Below are 14006 nucleotides of genomic sequence, written 5' to 3' on the forward strand. Positions count from 1 at the left end.
CCGAGCTTGTGATCGAAATGCCTTCCAGCACATCTTCGATTGGGTCTGCGACGATCACAGCATCGAGCATCGCCTGACCAAGGTGAAGCATCCCTGGACTAACGGACAGGTCGAACGGATGAACCGAGCGATCAAGGAGGCGACCGTCAAGCGCTTCCACTACGACGATCATGCGCAGTTGAAAAAACATCTGGCCGACTTTATCGACGCCTACAATTTCGGGCACCGGCTCAAGACGTTAAAGGGCCTTACGCCTTACGAGTTCATCTGTAGACGATGGACTTTGGAGCCGGATCGATTCATCATCGACCCCATCCATCAAATGCCGGGACTAAACACCTAGAGCCTTTCCTGGTTAGATTGAAGCATTCTGTTGGCTCAAACGGAGTCGGATGGTCGACCGGCCGGCGCGCGTCGTAGCCCAGCTCTACGGCCAAGCCGGCCGGTCGATCAGCCGGCCCGTTTCAGCCAACCTGAAAGGCCGGGCATCTTTTCGCCAGGATCAGAGGCGATCGGCTCGGACGTACCAGGGGGTACGCCCATCGCCAATCGCCTCTGCCCTGACGAAAACCTGCTCCGGCAGAATGCTTCAATCTAACCAGGAAAGGCTCTAGCTGGCCTGCGCGGCGGAACTTTTGACCGCCCGGCACGTTTTCGGCAGTGATTTGAGTCAATGCCGGGCGGTCTCATCTATGCAACGTACGGTCATGACCCCCGTGCAAAACAGGCGGGCTTGCGCGCGCCCCAGCCAATGGAGACAGCCATGACCTATTCCATTTTTCACTCCGGCCGCAGCCGCCGCAACGGCACCTTCCACAGCTTCGAATCCGGCATCGAGGAACAGATCGAGGCGCTGCGCGACGAGTTGGCGGAACTGACGCGCCTCGTCGGCAAGAGTTCCCGCCATCAGGGCGATAAAATCCGCGGCCAGGCAAGCGCCGGTTATGAGGAACTGCTCGCCCGCAGCGAGGATCTCTTACGCGAATTGCAGCACGGCTACGAGCGCGGCGCGACCGAGATGCGCGAGACCGTGCGCAAACATCCGCTGGCAACGATCGGCGCCGCAGCCGCCTTCGGCCTGGCCATAGCCTTCCTCGCCCGGCGCTGAGGAAGCGCGATGCTGTCGATCCTCAGCCTGCTGACGGGCGCAAGCGTACACCGGACCGTGGCGCGCGCCAAACGCACCAGCATTTTCATTGTGCTCGCCCTGCTCTTCCTCCTCACCGCCTATGCGCTCGCAGTCGCCGCCGGCGCGATCTGGCTCGCCGGCATCTACGGCGCGGTCGGCGCCGCCCTCTTCCTGGCCGCTTGCGCGCTACTGATCGCCATCATCCTGGTGGTGGTGATGGCGATCATCAACGCCCAGGAGAAACGCCGCGCCCGCGAGCGCCGCGCAGCCCTGGAATCACTGGCGGCAGTCGGGCTCGGGCTCGTGCGCGCCCAGCCGCTCCTGACCGCCGGCGTGCTGGCGGCAATCGTCGCGGCCAATCTGGTGGGGTCGAAGCGCGAGGATTGAGGAAGAGGAAAGAAACGGCTCGGAGCTTCTACACCCACATAACTGGACGACTGGGCACGGACGCCCGCGCCACCCACCTCATTCCCGTGCCTGTCACAGGAATGAGGGCCGAGAAGTTGATGGCCGCAACATACCCGCAGCGCACCCCGCTCCGACTCTGCCACACCCGAAGGGCCGCCGGCTCTTCTCAATCATTTTCTCAAAACGCAAACGCCTTCGACGTCAGCGGCGCCGAGGTGGCGTCGGGGCCGAAATCGGCTTCGCCCGAGATCTGCAGCAATTCCTGCAGCCGTTGGCGGGCGCGGTTGACGCGGCTCTTGATGGTGCCGACGGCGCAGCCGCAGATTTCGGCCGCCTCCTCGTAGGAAAAGCCCGAGGCGCCGACGAGGATGATCGCTTCGCGCTGGTCCGGCGGCAGCTGGTCTAGCGCCTTCTTGAAATCCTGCAGATCGAGCGCGCCATATTGCGAGGGGTGCATCGCCATCGATTCGGTAAACAGGCCGTCGCTATCCTGCACCTCGCGGCCGCTCTTACGCATCTGGCTGTAGAGTTCGTTGCGCAGGATCGTAAAGAGCCAGGCCTTCATGTTGGTGCCCATCTCGAAATGATCCTGTTTGGCCCAGGCCTTCATGATGGTGTCTTGAACGAGATCGTCGGCACGATCATGCCGTCCGATCAGAGAAATAGCAAATGCGCGAAGGCTTGGGAGGGCCGCCAGCAGTTCCCGCTTGAAGCTGGGTTGCACTTTATCTTCCATGCGGGCGGTCCTATTCGGCCATCTTGGCGGAAGCCATCATCTCGGCATGGTCGAGCTTTTCGAGAAGATCGAGAAAACGATCGGGGATCGCTTCACCCTGTGCGGCCGCATAAAGCGACCGCAATTTGACACCGATCTGATTGTTCGGGTCCAGGATATCGCTTGCCCGCAGCTCCAGCTTTCGCTGATCGGCTGCTTCCTTCTTGCGTGTGGTCATCAATTCGTCTTCTCGCCGGTTGTCTTGTTGCAGAGGCGTGCACAGCATAATCACGACTTCAACCAGCGACACCGAGGTTTTCGATTATCGATGGTGCCAATGTTTGCCGCGGCGTAGGTCAAAATGCTCGCCCTTTCTTTGTCGGCTGGAATAATGCGGCCCGACGAAAAAAGTTCCTGCCGTTCCGGAACTTTTTTATCAAGATGACGTTAATTGCTCATTGAAGCCAATGCCGGCCTGTATACAGGAGCCATTTATGACACTTTCTACTCGAATTGCGCCGCACCTGCCTTATCTGCGTCGCTATTCCCGCGCGCTGACCGGTACCCAGACTTCAGGTGACGCCTACGTCGCCGCCGTTCTTGAAGCCATCATTGCCGATCTATCGATTTTTCCGGATACGGCGAATGACCGGGTCGCCCTCTACAAACTGTTTACGCAACTATTTGGTTCCACTGCCGTCCAGATTCCGGAACCGACCTCGCCATATGCCTGGGAACAGCGCGCCACCCTCAACCTGTCCAAGGTCTCGCCCGGCGCCCGCCAGGCTTTTCTGCTTGCTTCCGTGGAGAATTTCCGCGTCGCCGAAATCGCAGACATTCTTGAGCTCGATGAACAGGATGTCATGCAGCTGCTCGACAAGGCTTCGCAGGAGATTTCCCGTCAGGTGGCAACCGATATCATGATCATCGAGGACGAGCCGTTGATCGCCATGGATATCGAGCAGATGGTCGAAAGTCTCGGCCACCGCGTTACCGGCATCGCCCGCACCCATGCCGAAGCCGTCGCGCTCTATAACAAGACGAAGCCAAGCATGGTGCTCGCCGATATCCAGCTTGCCGACGGCAGTTCCGGCATCGACGCGGTCAACGACATTCTCAAGACGTCGAGCGTGCCGGTGATCTTCATCACCGCTTTCCCGGAACGGCTTCTGACGGGCGAGCGTCCAGAACCCACTTTCCTTGTCACGAAACCTTTCAACCCCGACATGGTCAAGGCACTGATCAGCCAAGCGCTTTTCTTCAATGAATCGACCAAAGTAGCCGCCTGAGACGCAATTTTCCGCCCTTCGGAACCAAACCATCGAAACAGGCGTTCCGGTGCTGCCGGGACGCGTCGATGGCCTTAACGGTTTTTGCAGCGCTTTGTTCTAGAGTTGGCAGGCAGTTTCTGGAAGGGCGTTCCCTTCAGCGACGTTCACAATGTCACAAGGAAAGGCGGCCGAGTGAATACGACTGAAACATTGTCGGGCACGCCTTTCACCTTCGAAGGCAAAGCCGCAATGATGGAACGGGCGCTCGGCAGCGCCGGTATTTCAATTCTCTGCCAGGACTCCCGGCTTTCGATTTTCTACGCCGAAAATCTGCCGCCTTATTTCGCGGCGCTCTTCATGCCCGGCGGCACTGATGCCGGCCTTTTCGGCGACACCCATGGGCAGTATCTGACAGCGCTGAAACACAAGGTGCTGGAGACCGGTATCCCCAACAATGCCGAAGTCGAGATCGACATCGACGGCGAAATGCGCACTTACGAACTGAAAATCCAGCGCACCGGCGACCGTGGCACGCACGGGCTTCTGTCCGTCATGACTGAGGTCACCGAAAGCCGGCATCGTGAAAAAGTACTGAAATCGCTGCTGCGCGAACTCTCGCACCGCTCGAAGAACCTTCTCGCCATCATTCAGGGCATTGCCACGCAGACGGCGCGAAACACGTTGTCTCTCGACAGCTTCCTCCTGAAATTCCGCGGGCGGCTGCAATCGCTTTCCAATTCCCAGGACCTGATCACGGATTCGAGCTGGCGCGGCGCCTATCTCTTCGAACTCGCCGAAAAGCAGTTCGCCCCCTACTGGCCGGAGACATCGGGCTCCATGCCAATCTACGGCATCAACGCGCATCTGACGCCGAATGCCGCCGTACATCTGGGGCTCGCCCTCCACGAACTCATCGTGAACTCCGCCTCCTATGGCGCAATTGCCGGCGGCGCTGCCTCCATCACGCTCAACTGCCGGGAAGCTGCGATTGGCGACCGAAGGGCGATCGAAATCGCCTGGGCGGAAGTGCTGCAGGATCAGTCGGAGGTCCATGAATTCAGCGACAACAGCTTCGGCCGCACCGTGCTGGAGCGTGTCGTGCCCTCGTCGGTCAACGGCAAAGCGGAACTAAACCTTGTGCCCGGCCGCATCGAATATCGACTGACCATTCCGGAAACCGAATTCGAAATCTTCAAGCGTGTGTGAACAGCGCTAAAGCGCGTCGCGATCTTTCAGATTCGCTCTTTGCGCTTTAGCTCTTTGTTCTGGCGCATGTCGTTTCCGCAAAACCGCTGCACACTTTTGCGCGACATGCTTTAACGACAAACCGCAAAAGAAAAACAGCCGGTGCGAGGGCGGCGCACCGGCTGTCTTCACTCACCGGGAGGGGACCGTGAGTACGTCCGGATAGTGGGTTGGGGGCGCGCATGTTGGGTCGATGCGATCACCATCCGGATATCGCAATAACGACGACATCCAAGTTTGGTTCCCTGCGATCGTAAAAAAATTCCACTTTTTTGAATCTTTTTTCGGAGGCGCTTTCTGGAGCGAACGCGCGAATAGTTCGCAGACCCAAGGTGAGAAAATTTATCATGAGAAAACAGTGATTTGCGCGGGCTCACAAAAGAGCGGCCTTTCAAAATTTTACCGTTTGATAAATTTTTAAACCTGAGTTACGCTTTCCCTCACAGGCCGTTTACCGATAATGAGGGAACTTCAATGGAACGACTGGAAACTGGGATTCATGCTGGTCGGCTTTCGCCCGCCGAGTATGAAGCTAATTTTTCCGATCTTCATCCGCGCCTCGACAATCACGAGGCGCTGGTCGCCGCCGACCGCTGCTACTTCTGTTATGACGCGCCGTGCATGACGGCCTGTCCTACCTCGATCGACATTCCGCTGTTCATCCGGCAGATTTCGACTGGCAATCCGCTCGGCTCGGCAAAGACGATCTTCGACCAGAACATCCTCGGCGGCATGTGTGCCCGCGTCTGTCCCACCGAAGAGCTCTGCGAAAAGGCCTGCGTGCGCAACACCGCCGAAGAGCGGCCCGTCGAGATCGGCCGCCTGCAGCGTTACGCGACCGACGCCGCCATGCAGGCCGGTAAACAGTTCTATGTCAGAGCCGAAGCATCAGGAAAGAGGATCGCCATCGTCGGCGCCGGGCCGGCAGGTCTTGCCGCGGCTCACCGCCTGGCGGTGAAAGGCCATTCCGTCACCATCTACGACGCCAGGGAAAAATCCGGCGGCCTCAACGAATATGGCATCGCCACCTATAAGACGGTCGACGATTTTGCGCAGGCGGAAGTCGATTATGTGCTTTCGGTCGGCGGCATCGATGTCCGCCACGGCGCTCTTCTCGGCCGCGATTTTTCGCTTGCCGACCTGCAGGCGCAATATGATGCCGTCTTCCTCGGTATCGGCCTTGCCGGCGTCAACGCGCTGCGCATCGAGGGCGAGAGCCTTGCGGGCGTCGACGATGCCGTCGATTTCATCGCCGCACTCCGCCAAGCCGAGGACAAGAGCGACATCGCCATCGGCCGCCGCGTCGTCGTTCTCGGCGGCGGCATGACCGCGATCGACGCTGCCGTGCAGGCAAAGCTGCTCGGCGCCGAAGAGGTGACGATCTGTTACCGCCGCGGCAAGGAGCACATGAACGCCTCCGAGTATGAGCAGGATCTGGCAAGCTCCAAAGGCGTCATCATCCGCCATTGGCTGGCGCCGAAATCGATCCTGGCGCAGGACGGCAAGGTCGCCGCGATCGAAGTGGAATACACCAAGCTCGTCGAAGGCCGCCTTGTTGGCACCGGTGAGACCGGCGTGATTGCCGCCGACCAGATCTTCAAGGCGATCGGCCAGACCTTTGAAGCCTCCGGCCTTGGTTCGCTGCGCATGGAATCCGGCCGCATCGCCGTCGACGTCGAAGGTCGCACGTCGCTCGACGGCGTCTGGGCCGGCGGCGACTGCGTCTTCGGCGGCGAGGATCTCACGGTTTCCGCCGTTGCCCACGGCCGCGACGCGGCCGAATCCATCCATCGCACCCTTTCCGCAGCAGCCGCTCCGGCTGTCGCGGTTGCTTGAGGGGAGAGAGAACCATGGCTGATCTCCGCAATAATTTCGTCGGCATCAAATCCCCGAACCCGTTCTGGCTGGCGTCTGCGCCGCCGACTGACAAGGCCTATAACGTCGAGCGCGCCTTCAAGGCCGGCTGGGGCGGCGTGGTCTGGAAAACGCTCGGCGAGGAAGGCCCGCCCGTCGTCAACGTCAACGGCCCCCGCTACGGCGCGATCTGGGGCGCCGACCGCCGCCTGCTCGGCCTCAACAATATCGAGCTCATCACCGACCGCGATCTCTACACCAACCTGCGGGAAATGAAGCAGGTCAAGATGAACTGGCCGGACCGGGCGCTGATCGCCTCGATCATGGTGCCCTGCGAGGAACAGGCCTGGAAGGCGATCCTGCCGCTCGTCGAAGAGACCGGCGCCGATGGCATCGAACTCAATTTCGGCTGTCCGCACGGCATGTCGGAACGCGGCATGGGCTCGGCCGTCGGCCAGGTGCCGGAATATATCGAAATGGTCGTGCGCTGGTGCAAGCAGTACACCCGCATGCCCGTCATCACCAAGCTCACGCCCAACATCACCGATATCCGCCGCCCTGCGCGTGCCGCCAAGGCGGGCGGCACCGACGCCGTCTCGCTGATCAACACGATCAATTCGATCGTCTCCGTCGATCTCGACAATTTCGCCCCCAACCCGACGGTCGGCGGCAAGGGCAGCCATGGCGGCTATTGCGGCCCGGCAGTCAAGCCGATCGCCCTCAATATGGTGGCCGAGATCGCCCGCGATCCTGAGACCTACGGCCTGCCGATCTCGGGCATCGGCGGCATCACCACCTGGCGCGATGCGGCCGAATTCCTCGCGCTCGGCGCCGGCAACGTGCAGGTCTGCACCGCCGCCATGACCTACGGCTTCAAGATCGTGCAGGAAATGATCACGGGCCTCAGCGACTGGATGGACGAAAAGGGTCACAAGACCCTCGACGACATCACCGGCCGCGCCGTGCAGAACGTCACCGACTGGCAATACCTGAACCTCAACTACATCGCCAAGGCGAAGATCGACCAGGACGCCTGCATCAAATGCGGTCGCTGCTACATCGCCTGCGAGGACACCTCGCATCAGGCGATCACCAACGTCGTCAATGGCCTGCGCCACTTCGAGGTGATGGACGAGGAATGCGTCGGCTGCAATCTCTGCGTCAGCGTCTGCCCGGTCGAGAACTGCATCACCATGGAGCAGCTCCCCGCTGGCAGCCTCGACAAGCGCACCGGCAAGGTGGTCGACCCGAACTACGCCAACTGGACGACGCACCCGAACAACCCGATGGCCCGCCAGGCCGCGGAGTGATGGGCCTGCAACGCCGCGGAGAAGTTTAATCCGCGGCGTTGCACTGGGCCCGCAATGGATCTAGGGGGATCATGCTGCGCCATCGCAGCGTGCAACCGAAGAGGAGGCAGCCATGGCTCGCAAATACCTCACCGACTTCAGCTTTTGAGGTCACGTCGAAACGGCGTAAATCCTTCCCATCCGAAGCCCGGGTCAAAAGCGGTTCGCAGATCGTCCATGGCGGTGTCGAACTGATCGAAAAACTCGGCCGCAACGATCCCTGCCCCTGCGGCTCCAGGAGGCGGTTTCAAGAATTGCTGCCTGCAATCCGGCCGCTATGACGGCATCGAACGGGATTACTATTTTTAGAGACCGTGACTGAAGGTGGTGGCGCCCTTACAGAAGGGCGCCGTTTATTATGCGGTTAGAGCGACATATCGGATCACAGCTTGAAAGCCTTGACCTCGTTGCCTCGCTCGATCGTCCGGTTGGCGATAAAGCGTCCGGATTTGGCCGCCTCCTGCTTTTCAGCCTCGATTTGATGCAACATTGCCTCAAGACGCCGAAGCGCCAGCGCCTTGTTGCGATGCTGCGAGCGCTCGTCGCGCGCCGTCACCACGAGACCAGTCGGCCGATGCAGGACGCGCACCGCACTGTCGGTCGTATTCTGGTGCTGGCCGCCGGGTCCGCCGGCCCTCAGCGTCTCGAAACGCAGGTCGGCGGGATCGATCGTCACCTCGCCGCCTTCCGGCCCAGGCTCGATACGCTGAACGGCGACGTACCAGTTCTGTCGCTTGTGACCGGACCGCACCGGACTCTTGAAGGTGAACCTGATCGTGCCGGAATAACCGGCAGCAATCCGCCCCGCCTCCATACCATCGAGGCTGACGATCGCCGACTTCGCGCCATGCTGGTCGGGCATCGGACCGAGGCTGACCTCGAAAGAGCAGCCAAGCCCGATCGCCTCACGTTCGAGGATGCCGAGCAGTGCAGAAAGCGCGATGCGGCACTCGGCCGGACCGTTGCCCGATGTAAGAAGAAGATCAATAGCGCTCATGGCCGCGCCCTCCTTCCCGGCGATGGTCGGGCTTTCGCCGGCGCTGTTCGACCTCCGCCTCATCGACCGCCTTCTTGAAGGTGACGAGCGGCCGCAGGCTGGCAAGCATGGTGATCAGCCCCTCCCTTTCGAGATCGCTCACCACCTGCCCGGCATCCTTATAGGCCGGCGCCGCTTCCTCGACGACGAGGCCGCGGTCGTCGCAGATGGCGATACCACCCCAGGGATTGCGCAGCAGCTGCTCCCTTTCGGACCGATTGCGACCGACACGCCCATGCATGGTGGCGCGATCATATTTGCGGCCGGCGCCATGAGAGATGCTACCAAGCGAACGGCTGACGCCGGCGCTTGCAACAACCAAATGGCTCAGGCTTGCACGCGATCCCGCAATCGGCGCGAGTTCACCGGGGGCCACGGCCGCAGCACCTTTGTAATGCACAAACCCGCGCTCTGAACGACGAACGAGATTGTGCGGGATATCGGCGATGAGACGCAGATCGGCGCGAAGCGACGCAGCCGCCCGAACTGCGACCAGCCGCCGGTTCAGCGATGCCCAGGCAACGCAGCGATCATGGCGCGCAAGCCACGCGGCCCCGGTCTCCGAGCCGGGATCGAGGCCGGCTGCGAGCCCCGAATGAGCAGTCACCGTCTGCGAGAAGACGGCGGCGCCAAGGGAGCGTGAGCCGGAATGGACGAGGAGATAAAGCCCGTAATCGTCGAGACCGGCAGAGCGTCCGCCCTCAGCAAGATCTTCCACCGCCTGCAGCTCGCAGAAATGGTTGCCGCCGCCGATCGTGCCCAAGGCATCGGGCGCGAGGTCGGCGGGCAGACCGGCTTCGGCGAGTCGTTCGCCAGTGTCGCCGATCGCCTGCATCTCAAGCCGGCGAAGCCGCTCGACCGCCTTGTCGATCTTCAGTTTGCGCAACGGCAGATCCAGCCCGAAGAGCGACATGCCGCAGCCGATATCGTTGCCGATCAGCAGCGGGTGCAGCCTCGACGACAGCACGGCGACGCCGGTCGCACCGTATTTGCCGGGGTGCAGATCCGGAAAGGCGGCTATTTCCGATACACCCGGCAGTCGCGACATCTCGTCGAGCTGGTCCAAGGCAGCGCCTTCGTTCCAGGCGGAACTGGAAAAGAAACGATTGATGATCGCCGGATCTGACGCCGGGGTCATCGGGGAGCTTCCGCTCCCGATAGAATTGCCCATGATAATGAACTCTGGATATGAGTAGTCTTCATCGCCGGAAACGGCGATGTTCAACCGGCATCATCAGCCCTTTGGCTGACTTAGGCCGAAACCCTCTCGGGGCGTGCGGAGATATTCGTCATCGTGGCGCTCCCTTTTCCAGAACAATAGAGAGGTCCCCTTAGGCGAAGTGAGACGTAATTGCAAGCATGAGGCGCGCTAACCGCAGAATGATTTCCGATAGGCGCTTGGGCTCGTCCCCAGCCGCCGACGAAAATGATGGCGCATGGTCGCGAGCGTGCCGAAGCCGCTTGATGTCGCGATGTCGTCGAGCGACACGGCAAGCTCCTTCTCCAGGAGATCGCGCGCGTGCCGCAGCCGCTCCTTCAGCAGCCATTCGCCGACACTCTCACCGGTTGTGGCTTCGAAGCGGCGCTGAAAGGTGCGCATGCTCATGCCCGCTCTTTTGGCGAGCAGATTGATCGGCTGCTCCTCGGACAGGCTTTCCCGCATCCACTCGATCAGCGGCCCGAGACGGATGCCCTCGCGCTCTTCCGGCACGGGAGCCGCGATGAACTGCGCCTGCCCGCCCTCACGATGCGGCGGAACGACGAGCCGTCGCGCCACGCTGTTGGCGGCATCCGCGCCGAAATCGCCGCGCACCACATGCAGGCAGAGATCGATGCCGGCGGCACTGCCCGCCGCCGTCAGCAGGCTGCCCTCGTCGATGTAGAGAACGTCGGCATCGAGGCTGATGTCGGGATAACGCGCGGCGATCGAGGCGACGTAGCGCCAGTGCGTGGTCGCCCGCCGTCCGGCCAGCAGACCGGCCGCAGCAAGCACGGCAACGCCGGAGCAGAGCGACATCACCCGCGCACCCCGTCCGTGCGCAGCCCGCAAGGCAGCGATCAGCGGCGCAGGCACCGGCGCGTCGATCGCCCGCCAGCCCGGCACGACGATCAGGTCCGCCTCCTCGAGCACCTCCAGCCCCTTGTCGACGGCAACCGTCAACCCGCCGGCGGCGCGAAGCGGCCCCGGTTCGATGCCGCAGACCGAGAAGCGATACCAGCCCTCGCCCATCTCCGGACGTGGCAGGCCGAAGACCTCGTAGGCGATGCCGAATTCGAAGGTGCAAAGTCCGTCATAGGCAAGGGCTGCGACCAGCGGTGCTTTCGTCTGATGCGGCGATGTGTTTGGCATGATCTTTACGCTGTCGGTCATGATGGCCAATTTCGCAAAGCTCTACCATCGGCGATACCAGGCTGCAATTCCAACACGCAAAGGAAAGACAGATGCCAAGCCCCGTCTCCGAAATACCAGCCGCCGCGCCCGATCTCGCCGCCGCTCACTATGCCGCCAAGCTCGCCTTCGAGACCGATTGCTCCGATGTCCATGCCGCCTTTGCCGGCGCCAAGGTCGATTTCGTTCTCCTCGACGTGCGCTCGCCGGGCCTGTTTGCGCAATCCCACCTGCCGGGCGCGATCAACCTGCCGCACGGCAAGATGACCGCGCACCGCATGTCGGAATGGGCAAGGGACACGCTGTTCGTCGTTTATTGCGCCGGACCCCACTGCAACGGCGCGGATAAGGCCGCTCTCCGCCTCGCCAGGCTCGGCCTGAGGGCGAAGCTGATGATCGGCGGCATGACCGGCTGGGCCGACGAAGGCCTCGCCTTCGAAAGCGGGGCCGTCGCTGCCGAATAGCCGCAAGCTCCCCTCCACGACGCGAGGGGAGCGCATGTTTCAAAACTCGATGACGACCTTGCCGAACGGGCCGCGATAGAGATGATCGAGCGCCTGCGGCAATTCCTCGAAGGCATAACGCTTGTCGATGACAGGCTTCAGCCCGGTCCGGTCGACGGCGCGCACCAGATCTTCCAGCGCCCGACGGTGACCGACCGAAATTCCCTGTACGATGGGCGCCTTCAGAAGGAAGGGCGCCGCCGGCCCCGAGATGTCGAACCCCTCGAACACGCCGATCACCGAGATGCGGCCGTTGACCGCCACGGCCTTCAGCGCCTGGCCGAGATGCGGCCCGCCGACGATCTCAAGCACATGGTCGGCGCCGTAGTCCCCCGTCAGGTGATAGAGCCGCTCCACCCAGTCGCCGTCGTGCCTGTTGATCAGATGATCGGCGCCGAGCGCCGACGCCCGCTCGAGCTTTTCGGTACTGCCTGACGTAATGAAGACCTCGGCGCCATGCGCCTTGGCGATCTGCAGGCCGAAGAGCGCGACGCCGCCGGTTCCCTGCACCAACACCTTGTCGCCGGCTTTCAGCCTGCCGCATTCAATGAGGGCGAACCACGCGGTCAGGCCGGCGCAGGGCAGCGTGCTTGCTTCGGCGGCATCGAGTGTATCAGGCGCACGCGTGAACCACTGCTCGGAAAGCACGGTATGTTCGGACAGCACGCCCGGATAGAAGCCGCCGCGTGTCCGGTAATGTGGAGTGCGGGCCGTGCCCGGCCCCCGGCCCTCGATCCAGTCCGGCGAAAAGGTGGAGATCACCCGGTCTCCGGGTTTGAAGCGCGTCACGTCAGGCCCGACGGCCTCGACCACGCCCGCCATGTCCGAGGCCGGCACGAAGGGAAACTTCAACGGCAGTCCCATGCCGCTCTCCAGCACCAGCCTGTCGCGGAAGTTGAGAGAAACCGCCTGCGTCCGCACCCGGACCATCGTGCCCGACACCTCGGGAATTCGGGCTTCACCGATCTTCAGATCGGCGTCCGGTCCGATCGTCTCGGTCTGCCACTGCCTTGTCATCTGCATCTTTCTGCTCCTTCTCGATTGAGGAGCCGCAGATATATCGTTGAAAATATATCCGCTGTTGCGATATTAAATCGACAGAATGGTGCCGATATGGAAACAAATATGGAGCAACTGAAGGGGATTTCGATCTTCGTCCAGACGGCAGAAGCCGGCGGCTTCTCAGCCGCCGCCGAACGGCTTCACCTTACCCGCTCGGCAGTCAGCAAAACGATCGCAAGGCTCGAACAGCGGCTCGGTGTGCGACTCTTCAACCGCACGACCCGGACCCAAAGCCTGACCGACGAAGGCCGGTTCTTCTATGAGCGCTGCCTGAGAGCCATTGAGGAAATCCGGATCGGCGAGGCCCAGCTCGAATCTGGCAGGCGCGAGGTCCGCGGCAGGCTGCGGGTATCGATGCCGGTGCTGTTCGGACGTCAATGCGCCGCTCCGATCCTGACCCGCCTGCTCGACGATCACCCGGATCTCGAACTCGACTTCTCCTTCAGCGATCGCATCGTCGATCTCCTGGAGGACGGCTTCGATCTTGCCGTCCGCAACGGCCCGCTGAAGGATAATCCCGACCTGATGGCGCGGGCGATCGCCGGGCAGTCCATGACGGTCTGCGCCTCGCCTGCCTATCTGGAGAAATATGGCGCGCCGCAAACGCTCGAGGATCTCGCCCACCATCAGGCTATCGTCTATCGCAGGGGTGACAACGACAGACCCTGGATCTTTCCGGCTGCAGCCGGTCCCCCGCGCGAAATTCTGCCGAAATCGCGGCTGCGGCTCGACGATCTCGCCTCGATAGCAGACGCCGCCGTGGAAGGCCGGGGCCTTGCCTGGCTGACCTGCTGGCTGGTGCGGGACAGGGTCCTGTCAGGTGAGCTCGTGCGGGTTCTGACCGATATGCCGTCCAACATCTTCCAAGCCTATGCCGTGTGGCCGAGATCGCCGGTAATGCTGCCGAAGGTGCGTCTTGCCATCGATATATTGGCGGCAAATCTGCCTCGCCTGATGGATTGAATGGGCTCGCGCTGCCAGTGGCGCTTGCAAGGCCGGGCAGTGGACCGCAGGGCAAAGGAATCCCCCGTTTTTCTATGGGTTT

16 protein-coding genes are annotated in these 14006 nt (G+C 61.8%); 10 read left to right on the forward strand and 6 right to left on the reverse strand.

Features of this window, described 5'->3' with window-relative positions; translation table 11 throughout:
• The 3 genes from EFD56_RS21835 to EFD56_RS21855 form a co-directional block, all read left to right on the forward strand.
• On the forward strand, nucleotides 1–343 hold a 343-nt coding region (locus EFD56_RS21835; RefSeq protein WP_164736854.1), incomplete at its 5' end, for an integrase core domain-containing protein.
• A 420-nt stretch (nucleotides 344–763) separates the two neighbouring features.
• Complete coding sequence (locus tag EFD56_RS21850) at nucleotides 764–1108, forward strand: DUF883 family protein (protein ID WP_012484945.1); 345 nt, start codon at nucleotides 764–766, stop codon at nucleotides 1106–1108.
• Between the two features lie 9 nt (nucleotides 1109–1117).
• On the forward strand, nucleotides 1118–1516 hold the full coding sequence (locus EFD56_RS21855; RefSeq protein WP_004677122.1) for a hypothetical protein: 399 nt from the start codon (nucleotides 1118–1120) through the stop codon (nucleotides 1514–1516).
• A 199-nt stretch (nucleotides 1517–1715) separates the two neighbouring features.
• Here the strand turns inward: EFD56_RS21855 and EFD56_RS21860 are convergent, their stop codons facing one another.
• Together EFD56_RS21860 and EFD56_RS21865 are read right to left on the reverse strand one after the other, a co-directional pair.
• Complete coding sequence (locus tag EFD56_RS21860) at nucleotides 1716–2273, reverse strand: RNA polymerase sigma factor (protein WP_004677121.1); 558 nt, start codon at nucleotides 2271–2273, stop codon at nucleotides 1716–1718.
• Between the two features lie 10 nt (nucleotides 2274–2283).
• Nucleotides 2284–2490, reverse strand: a complete 207-nt coding sequence (locus EFD56_RS21865; RefSeq protein WP_012484947.1) for a NepR family anti-sigma factor — start codon at nucleotides 2488–2490, stop codon at nucleotides 2284–2286.
• A 256-nt stretch (nucleotides 2491–2746) separates the two neighbouring features.
• Between EFD56_RS21865 and EFD56_RS21870 the strand changes: the two genes are divergently transcribed.
• The 5 genes from EFD56_RS21870 (at nucleotide 2747) to EFD56_RS21890 (ending at nucleotide 8252) form a co-directional block, all read left to right on the forward strand.
• Complete coding sequence (locus EFD56_RS21870) at nucleotides 2747–3541, forward strand: response regulator (RefSeq protein ID WP_004677120.1); 795 nt, start codon at nucleotides 2747–2749, stop codon at nucleotides 3539–3541.
• A gap of 192 nt (nucleotides 3542–3733) precedes the next feature.
• Nucleotides 3734–4729, forward strand: a complete 996-nt coding sequence (locus EFD56_RS21875; RefSeq protein ID WP_037117032.1) for a sensor histidine kinase — start codon at nucleotides 3734–3736, stop codon at nucleotides 4727–4729.
• A gap of 513 nt (nucleotides 4730–5242) precedes the next feature.
• Nucleotides 5243–6604, forward strand: coding sequence for an NAD(P)-dependent oxidoreductase (locus EFD56_RS21880; protein ID WP_126906262.1), 1362 nt, complete (start codon nucleotides 5243–5245; stop codon nucleotides 6602–6604).
• A gap of 14 nt (nucleotides 6605–6618) precedes the next feature.
• Nucleotides 6619–7932 (forward strand): NAD-dependent dihydropyrimidine dehydrogenase subunit PreA, encoded by a 1314-nt coding sequence (gene preA / locus EFD56_RS21885; RefSeq protein WP_012484950.1) that lies wholly within the window; start codon nucleotides 6619–6621, stop codon nucleotides 7930–7932.
• A gap of 71 nt (nucleotides 7933–8003) precedes the next feature.
• Nucleotides 8004–8252: an SEC-C metal-binding domain-containing protein gene (locus tag EFD56_RS21890; RefSeq protein WP_126906263.1), complete on the forward strand. Its 249-nt coding sequence runs from the start codon at nucleotides 8004–8006 to the stop codon at nucleotides 8250–8252.
• A gap of 101 nt (nucleotides 8253–8353) precedes the next feature.
• Here the strand turns inward: EFD56_RS21890 and prfH are convergent, their stop codons facing one another.
• The 3 genes from prfH to ftrA form a co-directional block, all read right to left on the reverse strand.
• Nucleotides 8354–8968, reverse strand: a complete 615-nt coding sequence (gene prfH / locus EFD56_RS21895) for a peptide chain release factor H (RefSeq protein ID WP_064828274.1) — start codon at nucleotides 8966–8968, stop codon at nucleotides 8354–8356.
• Nucleotides 8955–10178, reverse strand: a complete 1224-nt coding sequence (locus EFD56_RS21900; RefSeq protein ID WP_126906264.1) for an RNA ligase RtcB family protein — start codon at nucleotides 10176–10178, stop codon at nucleotides 8955–8957. Before EFD56_RS21900 ends, prfH begins: the two co-directional genes overlap by 14 nt.
• Before the next feature lie 198 nt (nucleotides 10179–10376).
• On the reverse strand, nucleotides 10377–11378 hold the full coding sequence (ftrA, locus tag EFD56_RS21905) for a transcriptional regulator FtrA (RefSeq protein ID WP_064828275.1): 1002 nt from the start codon (nucleotides 11376–11378) through the stop codon (nucleotides 10377–10379).
• Between the two features lie 71 nt (nucleotides 11379–11449).
• On the opposite strand from ftrA, the gene EFD56_RS21910 reads away from it, so the two are divergent.
• Complete coding sequence (locus EFD56_RS21910) at nucleotides 11450–11860, forward strand: rhodanese-like domain-containing protein (protein WP_064828276.1); 411 nt, start codon at nucleotides 11450–11452, stop codon at nucleotides 11858–11860.
• Nucleotides 11861–11899: 39 nt separating this feature from the next.
• Here EFD56_RS21910 and EFD56_RS21915 read toward each other — a convergent pair whose 3' ends face one another.
• On the reverse strand, nucleotides 11900–12922 hold the full coding sequence (locus tag EFD56_RS21915; RefSeq protein ID WP_126906265.1) for a zinc-dependent alcohol dehydrogenase family protein: 1023 nt from the start codon (nucleotides 12920–12922) through the stop codon (nucleotides 11900–11902).
• A gap of 102 nt (nucleotides 12923–13024) precedes the next feature.
• On the opposite strand from EFD56_RS21915, the gene EFD56_RS21920 reads away from it, so the two are divergent.
• Entirely contained in the window at nucleotides 13025–13924 is a 900-nt protein-coding gene (locus tag EFD56_RS21920; protein WP_004673049.1) for a LysR family transcriptional regulator, read from the forward strand.
• Nucleotides 13925–14006: the final 82 nt, after the last annotated feature.

The sequence above is a fragment of the Rhizobium phaseoli genome, from assembly GCF_003985125.1.
Classification (GTDB): Bacteria; Pseudomonadota; Alphaproteobacteria; order Rhizobiales; family Rhizobiaceae; genus Rhizobium; species Rhizobium phaseoli.